Origin of the sequence: Streptomyces sp. SID8374, from assembly GCF_009865135.1 — a bacterium.
Taxonomy (GTDB): domain Bacteria; phylum Actinomycetota; class Actinomycetes; order Streptomycetales; family Streptomycetaceae; genus Streptomyces.
Genome location: NZ_WWGH01000001.1, coordinates 899043 through 924717, shown reverse-complemented (window position 1 = coordinate 924717; position 25675 = coordinate 899043). Strand labels below are relative to the sequence as shown.

The following is a 25675-nucleotide window of genomic DNA, read 5'->3' as shown; positions in this document are numbered from 1 at the left end:
GAGCCCGCCATCGGCGCCCCGGTCGCCCACAGGCTGGCCGCCGCCGAGCCAGCCATCAGCGACTCGCCCGCCCGCCAGCCCCTCATCCGTGAGCTCGGCGCCCTCGCCCACCGCCTCCACCACCCGCCGGGAAGCCCTCGCGCGACCCCCTGCGCCTGCGCACCACCCCAGCTCCTGGCCGACCGGCCGGACGGCACCGTCGTCCGCAGTGGCCCGGTCGTCGCCAAGGCCCATGCCGCCGACATCGACCGCGACGCCCTGGCGGCCCGCCTCGCCCTGGCGTCGGCGCCGCAGCTGGCCGGTATCCTCCTCGCGCCGCTCACCAGCCCCGGCCCGGTCGATACGGTGGGGCCCGCCCCCCGCCCCGTCACCTTCTGGCCGTACGGCACCCCCGTCGACCCCAAGGCCCCCGACGCGGCCCCCTGGGCCGACGCCGCCATTCTGCTCGCCCGCCTCCACCGAACCGTTTCTCCGCTCCCGTTCCCGCCCCCGCCGATGCGCGGCCCGGTCAAGGCGGCCCGGGCGGTCGCCCGGATGGCCGCCGCCCTCCCCGGCGACGGCGCCGTCCTCCCCGTACAGGCTGCTTGGCATGCCCTGCCGGCCTGGGCGCGGGGCGAGGCCGCACCGCCCGCCGCGCGGTCGGGCTTCCTCTGTCACGGGGACCTGCACCTGGGGCAGCTCGTCCGTCATCCCGCCCCGGACGGGCCCTGGTTGCTCATCGATGTGGACGACGCGGGGCAGGGGGACCCGGCCTGGGACCTGGCCCGGCCCGCCGCCTGGTACGCGGCCGGGGTGCTGGCCCCGGACGACTGGCTGCTCTTCCTGGACGCCTACCGCTCCGCCGGGGGACCCGCTGTGCCCGCCACGGGGGACCCCTGGCCGCAACTGGACGTCCCCGCCCGCGCGCTGACGGTCCAGACGGCGGCCGTCGCCCTCGCCAAGTGCGCGGCGGAAGGCCGGGAGCCGGACGAGATGGAGCAGCTGATGATCGATTCCTGTGCCCGAATCGCTACGTTCCCGCCCGAGTTGGCGGACGGGTGCGCGTCGTAGGCTGAACACACCGCGGCCGGACAGGCTTTCCGGCGGCGGCACGACGAGGGCGAGGAGCCGAGCCGAATGATGCAGTGTCCCAAGTGTCACGCGCAGATGCAGACGTACAACCGCAACGGCGTCCAGATCGAACAGTGCGGCGGCTGCCGGGGGATATTCCTGGACTACGGCGAGCTGGAGTCGCTGACCCGTCTGGAGTCGCAGTGGGCCCAGCAGGCACCGCCTCCGCCGCCCGCCCCCCAGGCCTACCCGCAGGCGGCTCCGCCGGCCCATGCCCCCGCCTGGGGCGCACCGCAGTACGGCCAGCAGCACGGCGGGCACTACGGCCACCGCCGCCAGAAGGGTTTCGGCCGGATGCTCTTCTCGTCCTGACAGGACACAGGCGCCAGCACGAAAGAACCCCCGGTCGTCGAAACGGCCGGGGGTTCTCGGTGGTGCGCGATACTGGGATTGAACCAGTGACCTCTTCCGTGTCAGGGAAGCGCTCTCCCGCTGAGCTAATCGCGCAGGGCAACCGTGCGTTTACTGCGTGCGCGATACTGGGATTGAACCAGTGACCTCTTCCGTGTCAGGGAAGCGCTCTCCCGCTGAGCTAATCGCGCGGGGATCCTTGCGGACCGATGATCCTTGCGGATCAGTGGACGATACTGGGATTGAACCAGTGACCTCTTCCGTGTCAGGGAAGCGCTCTCCCGCTGAGCTAATCGTCCTTGGAGGTGGAGACGGGATTTGAACCCGTGTAGACGGCTTTGCAGGCCGTTGCCTCGCCTCTCGGCCACTCCACCAGGGATGGGGGTTCGGGAAGATCCCCCACCTTCTGCGAGCGGACGACCAGGTTCGAACTGGCGACCTCAACCTTGGCAAGGTTGCGCTCTACCAACTGAGCTACGTCCGCTTGTCTTTCCCGGTCCGCTTGCGCGTCCCGGCGACGTGTTGAACTCTAGCGGATTCCCGGGCCAGTACAAAAACGCGTTTGCGCAGATGGTCGCCGTAGCGCCGCCGTACCGTCGCCCCGACGCAGGTCACCGCGGGCGGTTCTAGACTCAGCAGGGTGTTCCCCCTCGCTCCCATGGCCCGCTTCGGCGGCCTCGTCGCCTCCGGTCTCCAGGATGTGACCGACGACCCCACGGCTCTCGACTCGTCCGGTTTCTGGGCGGTGTGCGCAGACTTCGAGGGCCGTACGGTCTGCGCCCGCTTCTCCTCCGTACGGCGGGAGGAGGTGCCCGCCCCCGTGCCCGGAGCCTGGCGCGGGCCCGCCGCCGGGGAGTGGGCGACCTCGCTGGACCGTGACGCCTACACGGCGGGCGTACGGCGGATCCGTGAATACATCGCCGCGGGCGAGGTCTATCAGGCCAACCTCTGCCGGGTCCTCTCCGCGCCGCTGCCGGACCCCGGCCGGGCCGACGTCGACGCCCTGACCGCCCTGCTCGCGCGCGGCAACCCGGCGCCGTACGCAGGAACGATCCGCCTGCCCGGTCACGGGGTGGAGGTCGCCACCGCGTCCCCCGAGCTGTTCCTCCGCAGGGACGGGCGGACCGTCGAATCCGGGCCGATCAAGGGGACCGGGCGCACCGAGGGCGATCTGCTGGAGAAGGATCACGCGGAGAACGTGATGATCGTGGACCTGGTCCGCAACGACCTCGGCCGCGTCTGCGCCACCGGAAGCGTCACCGTCCCCGACCTCTGCGTGGTGGAGAAGCACCCGGGCCTCGTCCACCTCGTCTCCACCGTGCGGGGCGAGCTGGCGGAAGGGGCGGGGTGGCCGGAGCTGCTGGCGGCGGCCTTCCCGCCCGGCTCCGTCACCGGGGCGCCGAAGTCCAGCGCGCTGCGGATCATCGAGGAGCTGGAGAGGTCGCCGCGCGGGCCGTACTGCGGCGCGGTCGGCTGGGTCGACGCCGACCGGGGAACGGCCTCCCTGGCGGTGGGCATAAGGACGTTCTGGATCGACCGGACCGGCCCCTCGCCGCTCCTGCGGTTCGGGACCGGCGCCGGGATCACCTGGGGCTCCGACCCGGAGCGCGAGTGGGACGAGACCGAGCTGAAGGCGTCGCGGCTGCTCGCTGTAGCGTCGGGCGCGTTCGAGCAGACAGGGTTCGAGCAGACAGGAAGGACCGTTTCATGAGGATTTGGGTCAACGGCGGACTGCGGGACGCCGATGATGCCCGGCTGTCGGTGCTGGACCACGGGCTGACCGTGGGCGACGGCATCTTCGAGACGGTCCGCACCAGCGAGGGCAGGCCCTTCGCCCTCACCCGCCACCTCGACCGCCTCACCCGCTCCGCGCGCGGCCTCGGCCTGCCCGACCCGGACCTGGACGAGGTCCGGCGCGCCGCGGCGGCGGTCATCGACGCCAACCCCGTCACCCTGGGGCGGCTGCGGATCACGTACACCGGCGGGCTCTCCCCGCTCGGCTCGGACCGCGGCACCGCAGGCCCCAGCCTCGTCGTCGCGCTGGACGCGGTGAGCCGCCGCCCGGACACCACGGCGGTGATCACGGTCCCCTGGACCCGCAACGAGCGCGGCGCCCTCACCGGCCTCAAGACCACCTCGTACGCCGAGAACGTCGTCGCCCTCGCCCGGGCCCGCGAGCGGGGCGCCTCCGAGGCGCTCTTCCCGAACACGGCCGGCCGGCTCTGCGAGGGGACCGGGTCCAACGTGTTCGTCGTGCTGGACGGCCGCATCCACACCCCGCCGGTCGCCTCCGGGTGCCTCGCGGGGATCACCCGCGCGCTGGCCGTGGAGTGGACCGGGGCCGAGGAGAGCGACCTGCCGATGGAGGCGCTCGCCGAGGCCGACGAGATCTTCCTGACGTCCACGCTCCGCGACATCCAGGCCGTGCACCGGGTGGACGACCGGGAGCTGGCGCCCGAGCCCGGGCCGGTGACGGCCAAGGCCATGCGGATCTTCGACGAGCGGGCCGGGAACGACCTGGACCCGTAAGCCCTTTCCCACGGGGCCGGAAAAGCGCGTGACGTGGGACCGTCCAGGGGATACAAACCCTTTGATGACCACGACACTCCGGCCGTCCGGGCCGCTTCAGCAAGGCGCCGACGGGGCACGGGCGCGCAGCTACGACGTGTGCGACAACGGCCGTCCCGTCGGCGCCGTGTCGATCAGTACCGACGACGCGTTCGGCGCCTCGGCCGGGGTGGTGCGCTCCCTGAGCGTCGACGAGGACCGCCGCAGGCGCGGCCGGGGCACCATCGCCGCGCTCGCCGCCGAGGAGGTGCTGCGCGGGTGGGGCTGCACCCACGTACGGACCGAGGTCCCGGCGGAGAACGAGCCCGCACGGCGCCTGGCGGCCGCCCTCGGCTACACCGAACGCAGCCGCAACATGGTCAAGACCCTCGGCCCGGACGCCACCCCGCTCCCCGAGGGCCTCACCGCACGCCCGATGAGCGAGCAGGAGTACGCGGAGTGGCTGCGCGAGGCGGTGAGGTCGTACGCGCAGGAGTGGGTCGAGAGGGGCGTACCGCCCGAGCAGGCCCGCCTCAAGTCCGAGGCCGACCACGCGGGCAACCTTCCCGACGGTCTGGCGACCGAGGGCGTGCGGTTCCGGGTGCTGGTCCACGGCGGCGCGGTGGTCGGCCATGTCTGGCTGGCGCTGCGGGAGCTGGAGCCCGGCCGGACCGCCGGGTTCGTCTTCGACGTCGAGGTGCGTGAGGGGCACCGGGGCCGCGGCTTCGGGCGGGCCCTGATGCTCCTCGCCGAGGACGAGACCCGCTCCTGGGGCCACGACCGGCTCGGCCTGCACGTCTTCGCGGCCAACACCCCGGCGCTGCGGCTGTACGAGTCCCTCGGCTACGCGACGACGCGGTACAACCTGGCCAAGGCGCTGTAGGCGGTACGCCGGGGAGCCGGGCGTCAGCCCTGCGCGGCGAGCAGCCGGTCGATGATCTCCTCGATCCGCTCGCGCAGCCCCTCCTGGCTCTTGCCGCCGTCCAGCCGCTCGTCGCCGATCACATAGGTGGGCGTGCCGGTGACCCCGATCGCCTTGCCCTCGGCCTGGTCGGCGTCGACGATCAGCAGATGGCGGCCGTCGATGAGCGCGGTGTCGAACTCCTCGGCGTCCAGCCCCAGTTCACGGGCCACGTCGAGGAGCACCGGCTCCCCGGCCTTAGCGAGCTGCTCGGTCCTGGACAGGAGCGCCTCGATGTACGGCCAGTCCTGGCCCTGGACGGCGGCCTCCTCGGCGGCCTGCGCGGCGGCGTAGGCGTGCTTGTGCTTCTCCAGCGGGAAGTGCCGCAGCCGGACCTCGACCCGGTCGCCGTACCGGGCGCGCACGGCACGCACATCGCTGAGGGCCCGGTGGCAGTCGGGGCATTCGAGATCGCACCAGATGTCGAGGACGACCGGTGCCGCAGGGGTGGAATCGCTCATGGAACCAGTCTTTCAGGCCGGGTGGGCAGCTCCCAATCCGCACCCGTGACCAGGGCGGTCACCGGCACCTGGGGAGGAGCCCGGCCCTGAAATGTCCCTGAAGTGGACCGGCGCCGTGGCCCCGATGCCGGTCGTCGGTGCAGGATGGAAGGGACGTTTCCCCGTGCGCCTGGAGGCCCCGATGCTTGCCGAGACCATCTGTTCCGCGGCGTCGGCGGCGGGCCTGGGCATCGCCGCGGTCACCGCCTACCGCAAGCGGTTCCTCACCGCGACCAGGATCGCCGCCTACTCCCTCGTACCCGTCGGACTCGTCCTGACCGGCGTCGTCGCGTGGGTCTCGGGCATCGCGTTCAAGCCGAGCGTCTGGCTCGGCTTCGGCGTGCTCGGCCTCTCCTGGCTGCTCTTCATGACCACCCGCGCCGTGGAGCGCCGCAGCGGTACCACCCGCGCGGAGCGCAAGGCCGCGCGGGCCGCCGAGCGCAACGAGGCCGTCGCCCCGGGGGCCTCCGCGCCCTCGCTCGGCGCCGGCAGCCAGGCCCGGCCGGCAGCGGCGGCGCCCAAGCCGAAGAAGAAGCAGGAGGCCGCCGCGCCCGGTGACGACTTCAGCGACATCGAGGCGATCCTGAAGAAGCACGGCATCTGAAACACGCGCGGCACCTCGAGGGGCCCGGTGTGTCTGAAGACGAGCCCGGTGTCCGAACAGGCGCCGTTTTGGCGGGCCCGGAGCCGAATGCCTGTCGGCGTCTCGGGCGCCGGTGCGAATTCCGGGCACCACGGGACGGTGAACTCCCGGTGTAATGGCGAAGGTTGATCGCCAACCGGGTCCCGGGTGAGTCATGATCACCCCGAGATGGTGGACACATCCCGGGGCGAAGCCCCCGCACCCCCTGCCGAAGAGCCCCGTGGCTGCCTCTTCGCGCTCTCCCAGCCACCCCTGATGATCTTCCTGACGGTCATCGGAAGCCTGCTGCTGATGGCGGCGCTGCATGACCTGTTCCTGTTATGACCGGCCTCGCCGCGTACCGGGCCCGGCCTCCCCGCGACCTACGCCCCGGCCTCCCGGCGCCGGGCCCGGTACGCGGCGACGTGGAGCCGGTTGCCGCAGGTGCGGCTGGAGCAGTAGCGGCGGGAGCGGTTGCGCGAGAGGTCGACGAAGGCGCGCCCGCAGTCGGGCGCCTCGCAGCGCCGCAGCCGCTCCTGCTCGCCGGCCACGATGATGAAGGCCAGGGCCATGCCGCAGTCGGCCGCGAGGTGGTCGGAGAGCGAGGCGTCCGGGGCGAAGTAGTGCACGTGCCAGTCGTAGCCATCGTGGTCGGTGAGCTGGGGCGTGGTCCCGGCCGCGGCGACGAGGCGGTTGACGAGGTCGGCGGCGGTACGGGCGTCGGGCGCCGCGAAGACCTCGGCGAAGCGGCTCCGGACGTCCCGTACGGCGCCCAGGTCCTTCTCCCCGAGGGTGCCGACGCCGCTGATGTGGTGCCGCTCGGCGAACGCGTACAGCTCCGCGACATCGGCGAGCCCGTCCTCCGGTCCTTCCACGATTCCGTCCGTCGGGCCGTCCTCGGGCGGCTCGCTCTCCGGTGCGGTGTTCACCAGATCGACCACCGTGTCGAGGGCGATCCGGGTGTCGTGAGGGATCAGCACGCTTCGCTCCCTGGCCTTCCGGCGGGCGGGCGCCTGCCGGTGGCGGCTGACTCTACTGGCTCGCCCCGCCGCTCCCCGGCCCGGTGCGGGCCCGCGGGGGAGTGGGGCGCCCGTTCGGTCATCCGGCGCGCCCCCGGGGCCGTGGCGCACGCACAGGCGCCGTCACCGCGGTGGTTTCCGCGGCGACGGCGCCTGTGTCTGCCTTATGTGGTTGTCCGCGCGACGCCGTCTCCCCGAGTCGGACGGCGCCGGGCAGCTCTCGGCCTGGCTCAGCTCTCGGCCAGGATGTGGGAGAGCTCCGTGTCGAGATCGAAGTGACGATGCTCGGTGCCGGGCGGAACCGCGGCGTCGGTCCTTTTCAGGAACGACTCCAGGGCTCTCGCTGGAGCTTCGAGCAGGGCTTCGCCCTCTGGGGAGCTCAGTGCGATGCAGACGACGCCTTGACCGTGACTACGGGATGGCCAGACGCGGACGTCTCCGGTGCCGGTGGGCCGGTGCAGCCCCTCGGCAAGGAGGTCACGGGCGAAAACCCATTCGACCGTCTCCTCCGCTCCGGTGTGGAAGGTGGCGTGCACGGCATAGGGATCGGCCGTGTCATACCGCAGGCCCGCGGGTACAGGCAGTGAGGACTCGCTCGACACAACGAGGCGCAGGTGCAGCTCGCAGCTGACCGTGGTGTTCATAAGCGCCAGGGCCTTTCGCTCAGTGTGCGCTCGGGGATTCGCACGTCGGCGAAATCGACATGCCACCTACGGTGGCGTTGTAAACCCCTCTGACCCATTTGTGATGCTTCGGGTCCCTCGCCCAGCGGTGTGTAACTTTGAGTCATGCGCCCATTCAAGTGACGACGGCGGGTCGGGTAGGTTGAGCTCCATGAATGCGGAGAGTGACGAGCGGATCGAGGCTGCCGGGAAGGCGGCCCCGGGGTCCGCTGCGGGGGGCACCACCAAGGTGGAACGCGAGCTGGGATCGCGGGCGCCGGGCTTCATCAAGGCGTCGAGACCGCTCCACCTGAGCTGGCAGGTCGGCGTCTTCGTCGTCGGCCTGGGCGTCGTGGTGGCCGGCGTGCTGATGCTGGTCCTGCCGGGACCCGGCTGGCTCGTGATCTTCGGCGGCATGGCGATCTGGGCGACCGAGTTCGTCTGGGCCCAGCTGGTGCTGCGCTGGACGAAGCGCAAGGTCACCGAGGCCGCCCAGCGGGCGCTGGATCCCAAGGTCCGGCGGCGCAACATCATCCTCACCACGGTGGGGCTGGTGATCATGGCGGTGCTGGTCGGGATCTATGTCTGGAAGTTCGGCCTCGCCCTGCCGTGGACGGTCGACGACCAGCGCCAGGGACGGTCCGGAAGCACCGCTGACATGGGGTAATGTTTGCGGTGCGCCCGGGCGATTAGCTCAGTGGGAGAGCGCTTCGTTCACACCGAAGAGGTCACTGGTTCGAACCCAGTATCGCCCACCCGGACAGAGGCCCCCGAGACTTCCGAGTCTCGGGGGCCTCTGCGTTCCCCGGCCCAGGACCGCTGCCGGATCCCGGGCCGGGAACCGCTCACCGCATCCGGCCCAGCACGTCCTTCAGCTTCCGCGCGTCGCGCAGCCGCTGCTCGTACGTGGCTCCCACGGCCAGCAGCAGCAGTCCGGCCAGCGCCGGGGGCAGCCAGCGCGGCAGTGCGCCGGCCACCTGGACGACGTACGGCGCCAGCTCGTGCAGGGTGTCCAGGGCCAGCACCGCACCGCCGAGCAGCAGCAGCGCCTGGAGCCGGTACTTCGCGCCCAGCAGCGTGACCACCAGCGCCGCCACGCCCAGCAGCAGCGGCCGCAGCCAGCCGGGGTCGGTCCAGGCCACGGCCAGGCTCGGCAGGAGCGTCGCCGCGAGCCCGGGCCCGTACGCCGTCCAGGAGGACGCCTCGGGATCCTTGCGCCGCCGCAGTACGCCGACCACCAGGGCGGGCACCGTCACCGGCAGGGTGTACGCCTCCGGGGCGGACACGTCCGACGCCGCCAGCCGGACCCAGGTCGCCGTCACGAACAGCACCGCCGCCAGGTACCCCGCCACGGGCCGCCGCTCCGGGCGCACCGCCGCCCCCGCCGCCAGCACCCCGCACAGGGCGAGCACCAGGGCCAGGAACGGCGCCCGGCCCACCGCGAGCCCGATAGCCACCAGCGCACCCAGCGCCCCGGCCAGCTCCACCGGCAGCGCCACCGGGTGCAGCCGCAGCCGCGCCCCCAGCAGCACCGTCAGCGCGGGCACCAGGAGCAGCAGGGGTGCGGCCTCGTGCGGGGCAAGCCCCAGGGACCCGGCCACGCACCCGGTCAGGGCCGTACCCCACACCACCGCGGCCACCGCGAACACCGCCTGCTCCACCACCGCACGGGTCCGCAGCGCCGCCACCGCGAACAGGACCACCAGCGCCCCGAACACCGCGTACGCCGCCGCCTCCGTGGCCAGCGACAGCAGCCCCACGCTCACCGCACCGCCGACGGCGGCCACCAGCGCGGTCACCGTCACGACGGACCGGCCCCTGCCCGCCGCTGCCGGTGCTCCGGCGGAGGCCCCGGCACCATCGCCCTCGGCCACCCCCGCGCCCTCGGCCATCCCCGCACCGGCGGAGGCCCCACCGGCGGACGCCCCCGCGCCCCGCACCGCCACCACCAGCAGTACCGCCACCAGCACCGTCTCCAGGGCCACGGCGACCGCGTACGGCACCCCCAGCGTCGCCGCCGCGAGCAGCAGCGTCCCCCAGCCGAGGACCAGCGCCCCCGCGCCCACCGCACCGCGCGCCTTCGCCCCCGGCGCGGCCAGCGGAGCGGCGATCCGGACCAGCGACGGCCACCAGCGGTACGCCGCACCGAGCAGCCCGGCCACCACCGCGAGCACCACCGGGGCCGTGGCCATCTGCGACCACCCCATCGACGCCCCGAGCGCGCCCCGGAACCCGTCCGGCGCCCCCGCCCACACCTCGGCGACCAGCTGCACCGGCCCCAGCAGCACCGCCGCGACCGGCGGCAGCGCCCACACCAGCGCACCGGCCACCACCGCGCCCGCCGCCGCCAGCACCCCGCGCCCGGCGCTGCGCGGGAGCCGGGCCCGTACGACGGACAGCAGAGCGAGGCCGCAGAGCAGGTACACCGGAACGTTCCACGTGCCCGGCACCGCCGCCCGCAGCACGCCGCCGACCGCCGCCACCGCCGCCAGACCGGCCACCGCGCCGCCCACCTGGGCGTAGCCGTTCGGGGCGCGCCAGGCCCCGGCCAGGGCCACCACGGCCGCCGTCAGCAGCAGCGCGCCCGGCAGGACGGCACCGAGCGGACCGTCGGCCGTCAGCGACTCCCCGAGCCCCGTCAGCAGCGCGGCGGACCCCATCACCGCCAGGCCGATGCCCGCCGTGACCCGTACACCCAGGCCCTTGCCCCACAGGGCGATCGCCCCGTCGAGAGCGGCCGTCACCAGCAGCGCCCAGCCGATCACGATCGCCGGGGCGCCGGCGGCCCAGGCGCCCAGCAGCAGCGGCCACTGGACGAAGAACACGGCCGCGGGCAGCGGCAGGTGCAGCTTGCCCAGCGCCAGGCCGTAGGCCGTCCAGAGCGCGGCGAGCACCGCCGAGGCCACCGCGGTGAACGTGAGCCCGTCGGCGTCCGGTGCCGCCACCGCGTGGACCGCGTAGACGTCCAGCAGCGTCAGCGCCAGGGCGAGCGCCGCCAGCGCCTCCGCCGTGGCCGCGAGTTTCCGGCGCAGCAGGACCGCCGGGGCCGCGAGCGCCGCCAGGGTGACCAGTGCCAGGACGGCGGACCGGCCGCCGATGCCCATGGAGCCCCAGCTGACGAGGGTGAACGCGACGGCCGCGACCGTCAGCAGCAGACCGCCCAGCGTCAGCAGCACGTTCTGCGCGCTGCGCGGCGCCGACGGCTTCGGGGCGCGCGGCGCGGACCCCCACGGCTGCCCCGGCCCCCAGCCGTGGCCGACGGGCGGAGTGCTCCAGCGGGGTCCGTTCGGCGTCTGCGGCTGCAATGCGCTGACCAGCCAGGCGCGACGGCTCAGCAGCTGGGCCCGGCGGGCGTCCAGCTGAGCCAGTTCTCGGTCGAGGAGCGCCAGTTCCTCGGCGGGCGGCGGCACATGTTCCATGTACGGGAGTGTCGCCCGGGCCCTCCGCCTCGTACATGCGCTCGGATACTCAGTTTCCGCGTTTCCGCGCCTGTGTACGTTCCGCGTGCGCCCCGGGGCCGCCCGGCCGGAAGCGGTTTGAACGAAGCCCGCCGAGCCCTGTATGGTTCAACCCGTTCCCGGGCGATTAGCTCAGTGGGAGAGCGCTTCGTTCACACCGAAGAGGTCACTGGTTCGAACCCAGTATCGCCCACCGGGGAAAGCCGGTCCGCCAGCATCACGGCGGACCGGCTTTCGCACGTTTCAGGCCGCCGCCGCGGGCAGCTCCGGGCGCAGCGGCCACGCCGGATCCACCGGCTCCGGCGCGCCGCTCCTGGCGAACCACGCCTCCAGCCCGCGCGCCTGCGCCGCGTGCCAGGTGGCCTGGAGGGTGTGCAGCTCGGCCGGGGAGAGCCGCTCCAGCCGGGACGAGAAGCGCCGGCATATCGCGCGCACCAGCTCCAGCGAGGCCGAGGCGTCCGCCGCCGCGTCGTGGGCGCCGTCGAGGGGCACCTCGTACAGCCGGCACAGATCGATGAGCGTGCGGCGGCCCTTGCGGTAGCGGTCCAGGTGTTTGTCCAGCACCCGGGGGTCCACCACCCTCAGCGGCACGTCCGCCATGTACCCGGCCAGCGACGAGGCCCGATGGCGCTTCAGCTCGCGGTCCAGCAGGGTCAGGTCGAACGGTGCGTTCATCACGACCAGCGGGCGGCCCGTGGCGCACTGCTCGGCCAGCGAACGGGCGATCTCGTCCATCACCGGCGCGGGCCAACGGCCGTTGCGCTGAAGGTGATCGTCGGTCAGACCGTGGATCTCGGTCGCCCCCGGGGGTACCGGGATCCCCGGGTTGACCAGCCAGCGGGTGACGCGGACGCGTCCGCCCGTCGTGTCCTGCGCGACGAGAGCGGCCGAAACGATCCGGTCCTGCTCGACGTCCACGCCTGTCGTCTCCGTGTCAAAAGCGGCCAGCGGCCCTTCGAACCAGTGCATCATCCCCGAACTCCTCGCACCTGCGCGGCAGATGGAGTGATTCCTCTGCCCGATATCGGTGATACCCGTGCTGTTTGCCTGATACGCCGTTTGCGGGCGTTCTCCTGCGGTGACAACACAGGTGAGGGCCAAGGAAGTTGCCCCTCGATCACCACTGACGTCAGATCTGACGGCACGTCCGGAAGGCATACGGAGCCATGGCGCTCGCGCAGCCCGACCCCGGGGGGCCGCCCGCCCGCGCCGAAGCGTTCGGGCCGGTGGATCAGCGCACCGCACCGCTGCGCGGCTCCCTCGCCACCACCGCCTGCATGGAGACCCTCCAGGTGGGCTACCTGCACGCCGTCGCCGCGGCGGCGGGCTGCTCGCTCTCCCAGCCCTTCCCCGACAACGGCATCGACTGGCACGTCAGCCACGGCGCCGCCGCCCACACCGTCGACGACGAGGTGACCATCAAGGTGCAGCTCAAGTGCACCTACCAGATACCGCCGCACCCGGCGGGCGGGGCGTTCTCCTTCACCCTCGACAACGCCCACCTCGTCAAGCTGGCCCGCACCCCGGTCTCGGTGCACAAGATCCTGGTGGTGATGCTCGTGCCGCGCAGCCAGGACGAGTGGCTGAGCGCCGGGCCCGGAAGCCTCGATCTGCGGCACTGCTGCTACTGGACCAACCTGGCCGGCCACGCGGTGACGGGCCGGTACCGGACCACCGTGCGCATCCCGACCTCACGGATCTTCGACGACCGCGCACTCTGCGACATCATGGCCCGGGTCGGGGCCGGAGGGAGACCCTGATGCACCGGTCGATGGACGAACCCACGGGCCCGGCCGAGCTGCCCCGCGCCCGGTCGCACCCCGCCGTGAGCAGGGAGTACGCCGACCCGGGCGGCGACGGCACCCCGCTGCCCGACCCGGCGGTGCTCACCGCGCTCCTGCACCGCTACGGCTGGCAGCGGCGCGGGGGAGCGGCCGGCCGCTACAGCCGCTGGTCCCCGCCCGGACCGGGCTCAGGCGCCAGCCTGCTGGTCCCCGAGAACGCCGCCTTCCCCGACACCGAGGACCTGCTGTCCGAGGCGCTCACCGCGCTCTCCCGCAGCGCCGCCCCCTCCGCCCGCGACATCCTCGTCTCGCTCGCGGTCCCCAGCGACGAGGTCCGCTGGTGGCGCGAGGTCCCCGAATCGGCGGCCGGAGCGGCGGGCGCCTCGGGGTGGGCGGAGGCCGAGGAGCTGCGCTCGGCGGCCCGGCAGATCCTGCTCGCCGGGGCGCTCGCCGCGCGGGGCCGGGCCGGGTACCACGGGGCCCGGCACCGCAGGAAAGCGCGGGCGGCGCTGGAGGGCACCCTCGTCGGGCCCGCGCCGGGCGGGCGCCGGCTCACCGCGTTCGTCCCCGTCGACTCCGGGCGCGCCGTCGCCGTACAGCTCTGCCACGCCCTGCACGCCACCCGCGAAGCCGTGGACTACCAGCGGGCCACCGGCGGCATGGAGGCCTTCGACAGCGCGGTGGCGGCGGGCGTCAGCCGGGAGCTGACCGAGGCGCTGGTGACCCTGGTACGCGGCACCGAGGGGGCCGGGATCGATGTGCGGTGGGCGCCCGCCGCAGGCACCCCGGACGGCTGCCCGGCCCGCCCCGCACCCGTCGAGTTCTCCCCGGGCGACCTGCCTGCCCTGCGCTCCGCCGGGGCCCGCTACCTCCGTGAGGAGCCCGCCGTCCCGGTGCGGATCACCGGCGCGGTGGTCCGGCTGCGCCGCTCCGGGCCGCGCGGCGCCGGGATCGTACGGCTGAGGGTGCTGGCGGGGGCGGAGGTCGCGCACGTACGGGTGGAGCTGGACGAGGAGGCGTACCGGATCGCGGGCCACGCCCATCTCGTGGGGCTGCCGCTGCGGCTGGAGGGACGGCTTGAGCGGCGCGGCGGCTTCCGGCGGCTCACCGGGGCCTCGCAGGTCGCACCCGTGCAGGTGGACGAGGCCGAGCGGGACCGGCTGATGAAGTCGCTCCAGGAGAACGTGGACTTCTTCGAGGAGGCGTGCGCGGGCGAGGAAGCCTGACGAGGGGGAAGGCGTTCGCATCGGGGGCGTACGGCTCGGTACGATTCGCCTTGTCTGGTCGATAGGAAGACAGGCAACCCCCTCAGTCAGGAGAGACCGGTGTCAGACGTCCGTGTGATCATCCAACGCGATTCCGAGCGGGAAGAGCACGTGGTGACGACGGGCACGACCGCCGGCGAGCTCTTCCCCGGTCAGCGCACCGTCGTCGCCGCGCGCATCGGCGGCGAGCTGAAGGACCTCTCCTACGAGCTCCAGGACGGCGAGTCCGTCGAGCCGGTGGAGATCTCCTCCGAGGACGGCCTCAACATCCTGCGCCACTCCACCGCGCACGTCATGGCCCAGGCCGTGCAGGAGCTCTTCCCCGAGGCCAAGCTCGGCATCGGCCCGCCGGTCAAGGACGGCTTCTACTACGACTTCGACGTCGAGAAGCCGTTCACCCCCGAGGACCTCAAGGCCATCGAGAAGAAGATGCAGGAGATCCAGAAGCGGGGCCAGAAGTTCTCCCGCCGCGTGGTCTCCGACGAGGACGCCCGCGAGGAGCTGGCGGACGAGCCGTACAAGCTGGAGCTCATCGGCATCAAGGGCTCGGCCTCCTCGGACGACGGCGCGGATGTCGAGGTGGGCGGCGGCGAGCTGACCATCTACGACAACCTGGACGCCAAGACCGGCGAGCTGTGCTGGAAGGACCTCTGCCGTGGTCCGCACCTGCCGACCACCCGGTTCATCCCGGCGTTCAAGCTGATGCGCAACGCCGCGGCGTACTGGCGCGGCAGCGAGAAGAACCCGATGCTCCAGCGCATCTACGGCACCGCCTGGCCGACCAAGGACGAGCTGAAGGCGCACCTGGAGTTCCTGGAGGAGGCCGCCAAGCGCGACCACCGCAAGCTCGGCAGCGAGCTGGACCTCTTCTCCTTCCCCGACGAGATCGGCCCCGGCCTCGCGGTCTTCCACCCCAAGGGCGGCGTCATCCGCCGGGCCATGGAGGACTACTCGCGCCGCCGCCACGAGGAGGAGGGCTACGAGTTCGTCTACAGCCCGCACGCCACCAAGGGCAAGCTCTTCGAGAAGTCCGGCCACCTGGACTGGTACGCCGACGGCATGTACCCGCCCATGCAGCTGGACGACGGGGTGGACTACTACCTCAAGCCGATGAACTGCCCGATGCACAACCTGATCTTCGACGCGCGCGGCCGCTCCTACCGCGAACTGCCGCTGCGCCTTTTCGAGTTCGGCACGGTGTACCGGTACGAGAAGTCGGGCGTCGTGCACGGCCTCACCCGCTCGCGCGGCTTCACGCAGGACGACGCGCACATCTACTGCACCAAGGAGCAGATGGCGGAGGAGCTGGACCGCACGCTCACCTTCGTGCTGAACCTGCTCCGCGACTACGGGCTCACCGACTTCTATCTGGAGCTCTCCACCAAGGACCCGGAGAAGTACGTCGGCTCGGACGACACCTGGGAGGAGGCCACCGAGACGCTCCGCCAGGTCGCCGAGAAGCAGGGCCTGCCCCTGGTCCCGGACCCGGGCGGCGCTGCGTTCTACGGCCCGAAGATCTCCGTGCAGTGCAAGGACGCCATCGGCCGCACCTGGCAGATGTCGACCGTGCAACTCGACTTCAACCTGCCGGAGCGCTTCGACCTGGAGTACACCGGCCCCGACGGCTCCAAGCAGCGCCCGGTGATGATCCACCGCGCCCTGTTCGGCTCCATCGAGCGCTTCTTCGCCGTGCTCCTGGAGCACTACGCGGGCGCCTTCCCGGTCTGGCTCGCCCCGGTCCAGGCCGTCGGCATCCCGATCGGCGACGCCCACATCCCCTACCTCCAGGAGTTCGCCGCCAAGGCGCGCAAGCAGGGTCTGCGGGTGGACGTGGACGCCTCCTCGGACCGGATGCAGAAGAAGATCCGCAACGCTCAGAAGGCGAAGACGCCCTTCATGCTCATCGTGGGCGACGACGACATGAATGCGGGCACGGTGTCCTTCCGCTACCGCGACGGTTCGCAGGAGAACGGTGTTCCGGTGGATCAGGCGCTGGCCAAGTTGGTCGACGTGGTCGAGCGTCGGGTCCAGGCATGACCGGTCCCCGCTGACGCGGGGTGTCCCGAGGATTCGGAAGCAGCACAGGACGAAGGTTGCGTGGTCCCCGCACAGGCGGGGCTCGGCCCCCGGAGCGCTAACCCCGCTCCGGGGGCCGTTTCTCGTCCTCCCGGGTGAACATCTGGATCAGCCACGACGAGAACGACCCCGTCACCGCCCCCAGCAGCGCGAGACCGCACGCCATCAGCCCCGCCGCCACCACCCGCCCCCAGAACGTGACCGGTGCGGCATCCCCGTAACCGACCGTCGAGAGCGTCGCGCACGCCCACCACACCGCGTCGCCGAACGTGCGGATGGAGGCGCCCGGGGCGTCGCGCTCCAGGCGGTACACCGCGAGCGAGGCGGAGAAGCCGAGCAGGAGGGCGCTCAGGCCGGCGTACGACATCACCCGGGCGTACAGGTTCAGCCGCGGCCGGTCGTGGCGCTGCTGCACCGCCGAGTAGACCTTGACCATCTGGAGCGGGCGCAGCAGCGGCAGCAGGAGGACCAGGGTGTCCAGCCAGTGCCTGCCGATGAAGCGTGCGCCCAGACCGCTGAGGCGCAGCCGTACCGTGTAGTCCACCAGGAACAGCAGCCAGGTCGACCAGACCAGGGTCAGGGAGATGTCGTGCCACGGCTGGGCGTCGTGCGGGGCCAGCACCCGGAACGCGTACCCCGCCAGGAAGAGCAGGGAGGCGGCGAAGAGCGGAAGCTCCGTGCGCTGCTCCCAGCGGGTCAGCCGGGCGGGGGCCTCCGGGGCGGGTCGCTCGCTCATCGCCTCAGCATCGCCGGGCGGACTCGGGCGCGGCCCCGGCGACACGCTCCGCGCGGGTGACGCAATATGCTGATCGGCATGACGAGTGAGCCGGAGCAGCAGATCGGCGTGGGGACGCCCGACGCGTTTCAGCGTCTGTGGACGCCCCATCGGATGGCGTACATCCAGGGCCAGGACAAGCCGAGCGGTTCGGGCGCCGAGGACGGCTGCCCGTTCTGTTCGATTCCGGCGAAATCCGACGAGGACGGCCTCGTGGTGGCGCGCGGCGAGCACGTCTACGCGGTGCTGAACCTCTACCCGTACAACGGCGGGCACCTCATGGTCGTCCCCTACCGGCACGTCGCCGACTACACGGAGCTGGACGGTCCGGAGACGGCGGAGCTGGCGGACTTCACCAAGCGGGCGATGGCGGCCCTGCGCGCCGCCTCCGGGGCGCACGGCTTCAACATCGGCATGAACCAGGGCTCCGTCGCCGGCGCCGGGATCGCCGCCCATCTGCACCAGCACCTGGTGCCGCGCTGGGGCGGGGACACCAACTTCATGCCGGTCATCGGCCACACCAAGGTGCTGCCGCAGCTGCTGGGGGACACCCGGGCGATGCTGGCGGATGCCTGGCCGACCGGCTGAGCGATCCGGCGCGTACGGAAGAGGGCCCCGCCGATCGTGCCGGTGGGGCCCTCTTCCGTACGTACGGTCATGCGTCGTAGACGTCCGCCTTGCGCGGGGAGGGGTCCTGGACGAGGCCGCTCAGTATCATCGACCGGCTGTCGAAGCGGTCGGTGTCCACGCCGTTCTCCGCGAGGACCCGCATCGCCGCCGAGTGGACCACCCGCAGCACCGGCGTCGCGGCCCGCATGGCGTCGTCTGCCATGAAGCGGTGGTTCCACGGCTTGGCGGCCCAGGCGTGCCGCAGTCCGAAGGGCTCGGGGAGCACTATCTTCCCGCCCAGGTAGTCCAGCAGCGGCGGATACCAGGTGAAGGGCGCCCGCAGCGCGAGCCGGACGACCTCCCTCGGCTCCACCACCGGCAGCTGGATGTCCCGGGTCTCCCAGAACCTGACGGTCTTGTTCACCGTCTTCGTCCGGGCGGCCGGCTTGGCGAAGAACAGCCCGTGCACCGGGCCCAGCGCATGGCCGGTGACCTCGATGCGCAGCGTCTCGTGGAGCACGGTCACCGTGATCATCATCGTGATGACGAGCTGACCGTCCCAGAGGGTGAACTGCACGCCCAGGTAGTGCCGGTCACCGCTGCCGAACTGCTGGTGGTTGCAGATCCGCTGTATCTCGTGCGGCTTCACCTGGAAGGTCGCGACGTCCTCCCCTTCGGGGCGGGTGACGGAGTCCGCGTTCTCGCCGATGGGGGAGACGATCCAGTGCTTCACGGACGGCTTGGGGAAGCCGCCGGTGTTCAGCGGGCCGCGCTCCAGCATCTTCAGCTGGTCGTGGATGATCCGGATCAGATCCCAGCTGCGGAACTGGTGGATCTCCTTCGTCGGGTCCTTCGGCGTCAGCTCCTCGGCCAGCTGCCAGCTGCCCCACCGGGTGCCCATGCCCAGGATGCCCTTGGGGCCGGCGTAGAAGACCGCGTTGGACTGCTGCTCGGCGGAGAGCTTCTCCAGCCCCTGGCGCAGCGCCTCGCGCGCGGTCTCGTTGGGGTTCTTCGGCACCGCCTCCGGGATCTTGGCGATCACCCCGGTGCCGGAGAGCAGCCCGCCCCAGCGGGCCCGCAGGTCCTGGGCCGAGGTCTCCGCGATCCGCTTGGCGAGGAACCAGCCGATCAGCGGCGCCACGATCGCGGCCCGGACGTAGAGCGGCCAGAAACCGTCCGTGGGCAGCTTCCACAGCAGGACCAGCGCACCGACCCCGAACGCGGCGAGCAGCACCGTGCCGACCGCCCGGAACGCGCCGTCCTTCGACTTGGCGAGGGCGTCCTTGATACGGAAGGCGATGACCCAGGCGATCATCCCCGGCAGGAACAGGAAGCCGAACACCGCGGTCACCAGCGTCAGCCGGGTGTCGCGCGCCTTGCGGAGGTTGTTCGCCGACAGGCAGTGCTCCACCACCGTCTGCGGATCGGTGCCGAAGGACTGGATCAGCGCCGCACGGGAGCCGCCCAGCATCCGCTCCTGGACGGCGCGGGAGAACGCCTCACCCAGATTGGGCTTGAAATAGTCGGACTTGAAGAGCTTGGAGGAGCCCGGCTTCACCGTCGACTTGTGCCACTCGCTGTTGGCGTCGAGGATCACGTCCACCGGGCTGTCGCGGTACGCCGCCGAGGCCAGGGCGTTGGTCGCCACCGACTGGCCGCCGGACCCCTGGATCGGGATCTGCGCCCCCGGTGAGAAGTCGAATACGTCGTTGGCCACTGTCTGTCGCCCCCACTCGCCGCACGGTCTGCTCCTGCGGTGTGCCCAACTACCGTACGCGGCATACCTTCTGAGCTGCGCCCACAGCGTATCGTCCACGCCCGCGCACCGCCCGTCACCCGACGGGACGCGGGCGGTGTTTGCGACAGTGCGCCGGTCACGCGCCGGGTGATCCGTTCCCCTGCTCCGCGCGCACCCGGTCGGCCAGCTGCGGCGGCATCGCCTCGAACCGGGCGTGCGTACGGTCGAAACGCCCGGTGCCGTGGGTCAGGGAGCGCAGGTCGAGTGCGTACCGGCCGATCTCCGTCTCCGGCACCTCGGCCCGTACGAGGGTGCGCCCGCCCGGACTCTGCTCGGTGCCCACCACCCGGCCCCGCCGCCCCGACAGGTCGCTCATCACCGGACCCACATAGTCGTCCGGCACCAGCACGGAGACCTCGCAGACCGGCTCCAGGAGCTGGATACGGGCGTCCGCCGCCGCCTCGCGCAGGGCGAGCGCCCCGGCGGTCTGGAAGGCGGCGTCGGAGGAGTCCACCGAGTGCGCCTTGCCGTCGAGGAGGGTGACGCGTACGTCGACGAGCGGGTGCCCGGCGGACAGGCCCCGGGCGGCCTGGGCCCGTACCCCCTTCTCCACCGACGGGATGAACTGGCGCGGCACCGAACCGCCGACGACCCTGTCCACGAACTCGATGCCGCTGCCCGTCGGCAGCGGCTCCACCTCGATCTCGCAGATCGCGAACTGGCCGTGCCCGCCGGACTGTTTGACGTGCCGTCCGCGCCCGGCCGCCCGGCCGCCGAACGTCTCGCGCAGCGCCACCCGGTGCGGTTCGGCGTCGACCTGGACGCCGTAGCGGCTGCGCAGCCGGTCCAGGGCGGCCTCCTGGTGGGCCTCGCCCAGACACCACAGGACGACCTGGTGGGTGTCCGGGTTCTGCTCCAGGCGCAGGGTGGGGTCCTCCGCGATCAGCCGGGCCAGAGCCTGGGAGAGCTTGTCCTCGTCCGCCTTGCCGTGCGCCTTCACGGCCGTCGGGAGCAGCGGGTCCGGGGTCGACCAGGGCTCTATGAGGACCGGGTCGCCGGAGGCGGAGAGGGTGTCGCCGGTCTCCGCCTCGCCCAGCCGGGCCACGCAGACCAGATCACCCGCGACGCACCGGTCCACCGGATGCTGCTGCCGGCCGAACGGCGAGGTCAGGGACGTCACCCGGACCTCCGCCTCATGGCAGGGGCGCGGCTCCTGCCCCGCCGCGTCCAAGCCGTGGCCGCACAGGTGGACGGTGTCGTCGGGCCGCAGGGTGCCGGAGAAGACCCGGACCAGCGAGATGCGGCCCGCGTACGGGTCGGACGACGTCTTGACGACCTCCGCGAGCAGCGGGCCATCCGGATCGCAGGTGGGGGCGGTCCTGGGTTCGCCGGAGGGGGTGGTGACGGTGGGCGGGGTGCGCTCCAGCGGGGTCGGGAAGCCGCGCGTGATCAGCTCCAGCAGCTCCACGGTGCCGATGCCCTGCCGGGCGCCCTCGGCGGCGGGGGCGGCCGCGAGGACGGGGAAGAAGGTGCCCCGGGCGACCGCCCGCTCCAGATCCGCGATCAGTGTCGATATGTCGATGTCCTCGCCGCCGAGATAGCGGTCCATGAGGGACTCGTCCTCGCTCTCGGCGATGATTCCCTCGATCAACCGGTCCCGGGCCTGTGCGAGGGCCTCCTCCTGCTCCGGCGCGGGCGGCAGCTCGGCCCGCTCCCCGGAGGCGTAGTCCAGGATCCGCTGCGTGAGCAGCCCGGTCAGCCCGGTGAGCGGCGCGTGCCCGTCGGCGCCCTCGGGCCCCAGCACCGGCAGATAGAGAGGCAGTACGGCATCGGGGTCGTCCCCGCCGAACGTCTCCGCGCAGATCCGGGTCATCTCCTCGAAGGAGGTGCGCGCGGTGTCGAGATGGGTGACCACGATCGCCCTCGGCATCCCGACCAGCGCGCACTCCTCCCACACGGCCCGGGTCGTCGCGGCCACGGACTCCGCCTCCTGGGCCGCCGAGACGACGAAGAGGGCCGCGTCCGCCGCCCGCAGACCGGCCCGCAGCTCCCCGACGAAGTCGGCGTACCCGGGGGTGTCCAGCAGATTGACCTTGCAGCCGTCCCACGCCACCGGCACCGTCGAGAGGTGGACGGAGCGCCGTCGCCGCCGCTCCATCTCGTCGTGGTCGGAGACGGTCGCCCCGTCCTCGACCCGGCCCGCCCGGTTGAGCGCCCCCGCCGTCAGGGCAAGCGCCTCGACCAGCGTGGTCTTGCCCGATCCGCTGTGGCCGACCAGCACCACGTTCCGTACGGCGGAGGGATGGCCGGCCGCCGGTACGCCTCCGGCGGCTCCGGGGTGTGCGTGCGTCTTCTCGCCCATGGTGTGCCTCCCGGTGGGTGACGCGGTACGGGAGGGGAGCAGCCGACCGCGCTGGGTGTCCGGCGGGTACGGGAGAGCCGCCGAGGCGGCCTCGGTCCTTCGAGCTTGGCACCCGGGCGGCGAGGCGTCCATACGTCGGGCGCGGGGCCCGCGCCTGCCCGTGACACCCCTGCGGGCGGGTGCCCGTCCGGTGGAGGGCACCGGTCGTGACTACGATGGGCCAGCCGGTGGCCGAAGGGGCCGCTCGGCCAACCGAACCCTCGGGAAAGCCATGCTGAACAAGTACGCGCGTGCATTTTTCACGCGTGTCCTCACCCCGTTCGCCGCCCTGCTGCTCCGCCTCGGGGTCAGCCCCGACGCGGTCACTCTCATCGGCACGGCCGGAGTGATGGCAGGTGCGCTGGTCTTTTTCCCGATGGGGGAGTTCTTCTGGGGCACCATCGTCATCACGGTCTTCGTCTTCTCGGACCTCGTCGACGGCAACATGGCGCGGCAGGCCGGGATCTCCAGCCGGTGGGGAGCCTTCCTCGACTCCACGCTGGACCGGGTCGCCGACGGCGCGATCTTCGCCGGCTTCGCCCTCTGGTACGCGGGCAGCGGTGACGACAACGTCCTGTGCGCCGTCGCCATCTTCTGCCTGGCCAGCGGCCAGGTGGTCTCGTACACCAAGGCGCGCGGCGAGTCGATCGGCCTGCCGGTCGCGGTGAACGGGCTGGTGGAGCGCGCCGAACGCCTGGTCATCTCGCTGGTCGCCGCAGGCCTCGCCGGACTGCACAAGTTCGGCGTCCCGCACATCGACATCCTGCTGCCGATCGCGCTGTGGATCGTCGCCGTGGGCTCCCTGGTGACGCTGATCCAGCGCGTGGTGACCGTACGCCGTGAGTCCGCCGAGGCCGACGCGGCCTCCGCCGGCAGCGGACCGGCGGACCGGTGAGCGCGCTGAAGGGCCGGATCACCGACGGCCTGTACGGACTGGGCTGGGGCGCGGTGAAGAAGCTGCCCGAGCCCGCCGCCACGGCCCTCTTCCGCACCATCGCCGACCGCACCTGGAAGCGGCGCGGCAAGAGCGTGCTGCGCCTGGAGTCGAACCTGGCGCGGGTCCTCCCGGAGGCGGGCCCGGAGCGGCTGGCCGAGCTGTCCAAGGCCGGGATGCGCTCGTACATGCGGTACTGGATGGAATCGTTCCGGCTGCCCACCTGGACCCCGGAGCGGATCAGGGCGAGCATCGACGTCAAGGACGTTTACCACCTGACCGAGGGCCTGGACGCCGGGAAGGGCGTGGTCATCGCCCTGCCGCACCTGGGCAACTGGGACCTCGCCGGAGCCTGGGTCACCACCGAACTGAAGGTCCCCTTCACCACCGTCGCCGAACGGCTGGAGCCCGCCACGCTCTACGACCGGTTCGTCGCCTACCGCGAGGGCCTGGGCATGGAGGTCCTGCCGCACAGCGGTGGCGCCGCCTTCGGCACGCTGGCCCGGCGGCTGCGCGCGGGCGGACTGGTCTGCCTGGTCGCCGACCGGGACCTCTCCTCCTCCGGGGTCGAGGTGTCGTTCTTCGGCGCCACCGCCCGGATGCCCGCGGGCCCGGCACTGCTGGCCCAGCAGACGGGCGCACTGCTGCTGCCGGTGACGCTCTGGTACGACGGCACGCCGGTGATGCGCGCACGCGTCCACCCGGCGATCGAGATGCCGGAGGAAGGCACCCGCGCCGAGAGGACGGCCGCCATGACCCAGGCCCTGGCAGACGCCTTCGCCGGGGGCATCGCGGAGCACCCGGAGGACTGGCACATGCTCCAGAGGCTCTGGCTGGACGACCTGGAACCCCGGGGAGAGCGCGCGTGAGGACCGAAGCCCCGGGGGAGCGCGTGACGGCCGAACCCCGGGAAGAACGCACATGAAGACCGGACTCCGGGGAGAACGCACGTGAAGATCGGCATCGTCTGCCCGTACTCCTGGGACGTACCGGGCGGCGTGCAGTTCCACATCCGGGACCTGGCCGAGCACCTCATCGGGCTCGGCCACACCGTCTCCGTCCTGGCCCCGGCCGACGACGAGACCCCGCTGCCGCCCTACGTCGTCTCGGCGGGCCGAGCCGTCCCCGTCCCGTACAACGGCTCCGTCGCCCGGCTGAACTTCGGCTTCCTCTCCGCCGCCCGGGTCCGCCGCTGGCTCCACGACGGCACCTTCGACGTCATCCACATCCACGAGCCGACCTCCCCCTCGCTCGGCCTGCTCGCCTGCTGGTCGGCGCAGGGCCCGATCGTGGCCACCTTCCACACCTCCAACCCGCGCTCCCGGGCGATGATCGCCGCGTATCCGATCCTCCAGCCCGCCCTGGAGAAGATCAGCGCACGGATCGCGGTGAGCGAGTACGCCCGGCGCACGCTGGTGGAGCACCTCGGCGGGGACGCCGTGGTCATCCCGAACGGCGTCGACGTCGGCTTCTTCGCCAAGGCCGAGCCGAAGCCCGAGTGGCAGGGCCAGACCCTCGGCTTCATCGGCCGCATCGACGAACCCCGCAAGGGCCTGCCCGTCCTGATGAAGGCGCTGCCCGCCATCCTCGCCGCCCGCCCCGAGACCCGGCTGCTGGTCGCGGGGCGCGGGGACGAGGAGGAGGCGGTGGCATCGCTGCCCAAGGAGCTGCGCGAGCGCGTGGAGTTCCTCGGCATGGTCAGCGACGAGGACAAGGCCCGGCTGCTGCGCAGCGTCGATGTGTACGTGGCCCCGAACACGGGCGGCGAGAGCTTCGGCATCATCCTGGTCGAGGCGCTGTCGGCGGGGGCGCCGGTGCTCGCCAGCGACCTGGACGCCTTCGCGCAGGTGCTGGACCAGGGCGCGGCGGGCGACCTCTTCGCCAACGAGGACGCCGACGCGCTGGCCGCCGCCGCGATCCGGCTGCTGGGCGACCCGGAGCGCCGGGCCGGACTGCGGGAGCGGGGCGAGGCCCACGTACGACGGTTCGACTGGGCGACCGTGGGGGCCGACATCCTCGCGGTGTACGAGACGGTGACGGACGGGGCCGCGTCGGTGGCGGAGGACGAGCGGTCGGGGCTGCGGGCGCGGTTCGGGCTGGCGCGGGACTGAAGGAGGGGCGGGGGCTCCAGCCGAACGCGGGGCGGGGGCTGCCCGTTGCGGTCGGGGCCTCTGCTGAAGGCGGGGCCGGGCCCGCCCGTTGAAAGGGCCGGGCCCCGGCGACGGTAGCGTGTGCGACCGTGACCGTAACCCTCATCGTCTGGATCGTCGTCGCCCTCATCGCGATCGGCGTCTACCTCAGCTGGACCGCCGGCCGCCTGGACCGCCTGCACTCCCGGATCGACGCCGCCCACGCCGCCCTCGACGCCCAACTCCTGCGCCGCGCCTCGGTCACCCAGGAGCTGGCCACCTCCGGCGTCCTGGACCCGGCCGCCTCCATCGTGCTGTACGAGGCCGCGCACGCCGCCCGGCAGGCCGAGGAGGACCACCGCGAGGTCGCCGAGAGCGAGCTGAGCGCCGCCCTGCGTGCCGTCTTCGGTGAACCGGCCCAGGTGGAGGCGGTGAAGGAGGTCCCCGGCGGGGAGGACGCGGCCACCGAACTGGCCGCCGCCGTACGCCGCGTACCGATGGCCCGCCGCTTCCACAACGACTCCGTGCGCGCCGCCCGAGCGCTGCGCCGGCACCGCACCGTACGGCTGTTCCGGCTGGCCGGGCACGCGCCGTTCCCGCTCGCCTTCGAGATGGACGACGCCCCGCCGGTGGCTCTGGCGAACCGTCCAGGAACTTAGTTTTGGGCGGAAAACGATCCACGCCCTCCCTATTGGCCCTTGCTGTGGACTGCTCCCACAGCGTTTGCTCGGCGA

General features: G+C 72.5%; 24 protein-coding genes and 7 tRNA genes. 18 read left to right on the top strand and 13 right to left on the bottom strand.

Going from position 1 to position 25675, the window contains the following annotated elements; translation table 11 throughout:
* Window positions 1–54: 54 nt before the first annotated feature.
* Together GTY67_RS04145 and GTY67_RS04140 are read left to right on the top strand one after the other, a co-directional pair.
* Window positions 55–1050, top strand: coding sequence for a phosphotransferase (locus GTY67_RS04145; protein ID WP_161279949.1), 996 nt, complete (start codon window positions 55–57; stop codon window positions 1048–1050).
* A 66-nt stretch (window positions 1051–1116) separates the two neighbouring features.
* Window positions 1117–1422 carry a zf-TFIIB domain-containing protein gene (locus tag GTY67_RS04140; protein WP_161277815.1) on the top strand — a complete coding sequence of 102 codons (306 nt, stop codon included), beginning with the start codon at window positions 1117–1119 and terminating at the stop codon, window positions 1420–1422.
* Between the two features lie 60 nt (window positions 1423–1482).
* Here GTY67_RS04140 and GTY67_RS04135 read toward each other — a convergent pair.
* The 5 genes from GTY67_RS04135 to GTY67_RS04115 all read right to left on the bottom strand — a co-directional run bounded on the left by GTY67_RS04135 (window position 1483) and on the right by GTY67_RS04115 (window position 1945).
* Window positions 1483–1557, bottom strand: a tRNA-Val gene (locus tag GTY67_RS04135).
* A 23-nt stretch (window positions 1558–1580) separates the two neighbouring features.
* Window positions 1581–1652 (bottom strand) — tRNA-Val (locus tag GTY67_RS04130).
* Window positions 1653–1688: 36 nt separating this feature from the next.
* A tRNA-Val gene (locus tag GTY67_RS04125) sits at window positions 1689–1760 on the bottom strand.
* Window position 1761: 1 nt separating this feature from the next.
* Window positions 1762–1835 (bottom strand) — tRNA-Cys (locus tag GTY67_RS04120).
* 37 nt (window positions 1836–1872) lie between these two features.
* A tRNA-Gly gene (locus GTY67_RS04115) sits at window positions 1873–1945 on the bottom strand.
* A 174-nt stretch (window positions 1946–2119) separates the two neighbouring features.
* Between GTY67_RS04115 and GTY67_RS04110 the strand changes: the two genes are divergently transcribed.
* The 3 genes from GTY67_RS04110 to GTY67_RS04100 all read left to right on the top strand — a co-directional run bounded on the left by GTY67_RS04110 (window position 2120) and on the right by GTY67_RS04100 (window position 4891).
* Window positions 2120–3172 carry a chorismate-binding protein gene (locus tag GTY67_RS04110; protein ID WP_093687454.1) on the top strand — a complete coding sequence of 351 codons (1053 nt, stop codon included), beginning with the start codon at window positions 2120–2122 and terminating at the stop codon, window positions 3170–3172.
* The gene (locus GTY67_RS04105; RefSeq protein WP_161277814.1) at window positions 3169–3990 is read left to right on the top strand and encodes an aminodeoxychorismate lyase; all 822 of its coding nucleotides are present in this window, start codon (window positions 3169–3171) and stop codon (window positions 3988–3990) included. Before GTY67_RS04110 ends, GTY67_RS04105 begins: the two co-directional genes overlap by 4 nt.
* 64 nt (window positions 3991–4054) lie before the next feature.
* Entirely contained in the window at window positions 4055–4891 is an 837-nt protein-coding gene (locus GTY67_RS04100) for a GNAT family N-acetyltransferase (protein WP_161277813.1), read from the top strand.
* 23 nt (window positions 4892–4914) lie between these two features.
* Here GTY67_RS04100 and GTY67_RS04095 read toward each other — a convergent pair whose 3' ends face one another.
* Window positions 4915–5430: a DsbA family protein gene (locus GTY67_RS04095; protein ID WP_093687448.1), complete on the bottom strand. Its 516-nt coding sequence runs from the start codon at window positions 5428–5430 to the stop codon at window positions 4915–4917.
* A 181-nt stretch (window positions 5431–5611) separates the two neighbouring features.
* On the opposite strand from GTY67_RS04095, the gene GTY67_RS04090 reads away from it, so the two are divergent.
* Window positions 5612–6073: a hypothetical protein gene (locus tag GTY67_RS04090; RefSeq protein WP_161277812.1), complete on the top strand. Its 462-nt coding sequence runs from the start codon at window positions 5612–5614 to the stop codon at window positions 6071–6073.
* A 207-nt stretch (window positions 6074–6280) separates the two neighbouring features.
* Window positions 6281–6436 carry a hypothetical protein gene (locus GTY67_RS34435; protein ID WP_164711272.1) on the top strand — a complete coding sequence of 52 codons (156 nt, stop codon included), beginning with the start codon at window positions 6281–6283 and terminating at the stop codon, window positions 6434–6436.
* A gap of 38 nt (window positions 6437–6474) precedes the next feature.
* On the opposite strand, the gene GTY67_RS04085 is transcribed toward GTY67_RS34435, so the two are convergent.
* Both GTY67_RS04085 and GTY67_RS04080 read right to left on the bottom strand, forming a co-directional pair.
* On the bottom strand, window positions 6475–7071 hold the full coding sequence (locus GTY67_RS04085; RefSeq protein WP_161277811.1) for a CGNR zinc finger domain-containing protein: 597 nt from the start codon (window positions 7069–7071) through the stop codon (window positions 6475–6477).
* A gap of 269 nt (window positions 7072–7340) precedes the next feature.
* Window positions 7341–7754, bottom strand: coding sequence for an SsgA family sporulation/cell division regulator (locus tag GTY67_RS04080; protein ID WP_003959770.1), 414 nt, complete (start codon window positions 7752–7754; stop codon window positions 7341–7343).
* Window positions 7755–7944: 190 nt separating this feature from the next.
* Here GTY67_RS04080 and GTY67_RS04075 point away from each other — a divergent pair, with 190 nt between their 5' ends.
* Together GTY67_RS04075 and GTY67_RS04070 are read left to right on the top strand one after the other, a co-directional pair.
* Complete coding sequence (locus GTY67_RS04075) at window positions 7945–8439, top strand: TIGR02611 family protein (protein ID WP_161277810.1); 495 nt, start codon at window positions 7945–7947, stop codon at window positions 8437–8439.
* 16 nt (window positions 8440–8455) lie between these two features.
* Window positions 8456–8527 (top strand) — tRNA-Val (locus GTY67_RS04070).
* 90 nt (window positions 8528–8617) lie between these two features.
* Here the strand turns inward: GTY67_RS04070 and GTY67_RS04065 are convergent.
* A complete protein-coding gene (locus GTY67_RS04065; RefSeq protein WP_161277809.1) occupies window positions 8618–11191 on the bottom strand; it encodes a hypothetical protein in 2574 nt (857 codons plus the stop codon).
* Between the two features lie 160 nt (window positions 11192–11351).
* Between GTY67_RS04065 and GTY67_RS04060 the strand changes: the two genes are divergently transcribed.
* A tRNA-Val gene (locus tag GTY67_RS04060) sits at window positions 11352–11423 on the top strand.
* Between the two features lie 50 nt (window positions 11424–11473).
* On the opposite strand, the gene GTY67_RS04055 is transcribed toward GTY67_RS04060, so the two are convergent.
* Window positions 11474–12202, bottom strand: a complete 729-nt coding sequence (locus GTY67_RS04055) for a 3'-5' exonuclease (protein WP_161277808.1) — start codon at window positions 12200–12202, stop codon at window positions 11474–11476.
* Between the two features lie 194 nt (window positions 12203–12396).
* Between GTY67_RS04055 and GTY67_RS04050 the strand changes: the two genes are divergently transcribed.
* The 3 genes from GTY67_RS04050 to thrS all read left to right on the top strand — a co-directional run bounded on the left by GTY67_RS04050 (window position 12397) and on the right by thrS (window position 16316).
* Entirely contained in the window at window positions 12397–12990 is a 594-nt protein-coding gene (locus GTY67_RS04050; RefSeq protein ID WP_161277807.1) for a DUF4365 domain-containing protein, read from the top strand.
* Window positions 12990–14240: a hypothetical protein gene (locus GTY67_RS04045; RefSeq protein WP_161277806.1), complete on the top strand. Its 1251-nt coding sequence runs from the start codon at window positions 12990–12992 to the stop codon at window positions 14238–14240. Before GTY67_RS04050 ends, GTY67_RS04045 begins: the two co-directional genes overlap by 1 nt.
* A gap of 99 nt (window positions 14241–14339) precedes the next feature.
* The gene (gene thrS / locus GTY67_RS04040; protein WP_093693453.1) at window positions 14340–16316 is read left to right on the top strand and encodes a threonine--tRNA ligase; all 1977 of its coding nucleotides are present in this window, start codon (window positions 14340–14342) and stop codon (window positions 16314–16316) included.
* 97 nt (window positions 16317–16413) lie between these two features.
* Here the strand turns inward: thrS and GTY67_RS04035 are convergent, their stop codons facing one another.
* Window positions 16414–17091, bottom strand: coding sequence for a potassium channel family protein (locus GTY67_RS04035; RefSeq protein ID WP_161277805.1), 678 nt, complete (start codon window positions 17089–17091; stop codon window positions 16414–16416).
* Between the two features lie 66 nt (window positions 17092–17157).
* Here GTY67_RS04035 and GTY67_RS04030 point away from each other — a divergent pair, with 66 nt between their 5' ends.
* A complete protein-coding gene (locus tag GTY67_RS04030; protein ID WP_093693455.1) occupies window positions 17158–17718 on the top strand; it encodes an HIT domain-containing protein in 561 nt (186 codons plus the stop codon).
* A 67-nt stretch (window positions 17719–17785) separates the two neighbouring features.
* On the opposite strand, the gene GTY67_RS04025 is transcribed toward GTY67_RS04030, so the two are convergent.
* Window positions 17786–19456 carry a hypothetical protein gene (locus GTY67_RS04025; RefSeq protein ID WP_093693456.1) on the bottom strand — a complete coding sequence of 557 codons (1671 nt, stop codon included), beginning with the start codon at window positions 19454–19456 and terminating at the stop codon, window positions 17786–17788.
* 157 nt (window positions 19457–19613) lie between these two features.
* On the bottom strand, window positions 19614–21839 hold the full coding sequence (locus GTY67_RS04020; RefSeq protein ID WP_161277804.1) for an elongation factor G-like protein EF-G2: 2226 nt from the start codon (window positions 21837–21839) through the stop codon (window positions 19614–19616).
* A 271-nt stretch (window positions 21840–22110) separates the two neighbouring features.
* Here GTY67_RS04020 and pgsA point away from each other — a divergent pair, with 271 nt between their 5' ends.
* From pgsA to GTY67_RS04000, 4 genes are all read left to right on the top strand, one after another.
* Window positions 22111–22773, top strand: a complete 663-nt coding sequence (gene pgsA / locus GTY67_RS04015) for a phosphatidylinositol phosphate synthase (RefSeq protein WP_093693458.1) — start codon at window positions 22111–22113, stop codon at window positions 22771–22773.
* Complete coding sequence (locus GTY67_RS04010; RefSeq protein WP_093693459.1) at window positions 22770–23681, top strand: phosphatidylinositol mannoside acyltransferase; 912 nt, start codon at window positions 22770–22772, stop codon at window positions 23679–23681. The genes pgsA and GTY67_RS04010 overlap by 4 nt, the downstream gene beginning before the upstream one ends.
* A gap of 81 nt (window positions 23682–23762) precedes the next feature.
* Entirely contained in the window at window positions 23763–24923 is a 1161-nt protein-coding gene (locus GTY67_RS04005; protein ID WP_093693460.1) for a glycosyltransferase family 4 protein, read from the top strand.
* 128 nt (window positions 24924–25051) lie between these two features.
* Window positions 25052–25600, top strand: coding sequence for a LemA family protein (locus GTY67_RS04000; protein ID WP_161277803.1), 549 nt, complete (start codon window positions 25052–25054; stop codon window positions 25598–25600).
* Window positions 25601–25675 lie beyond the last annotated feature (75 nt).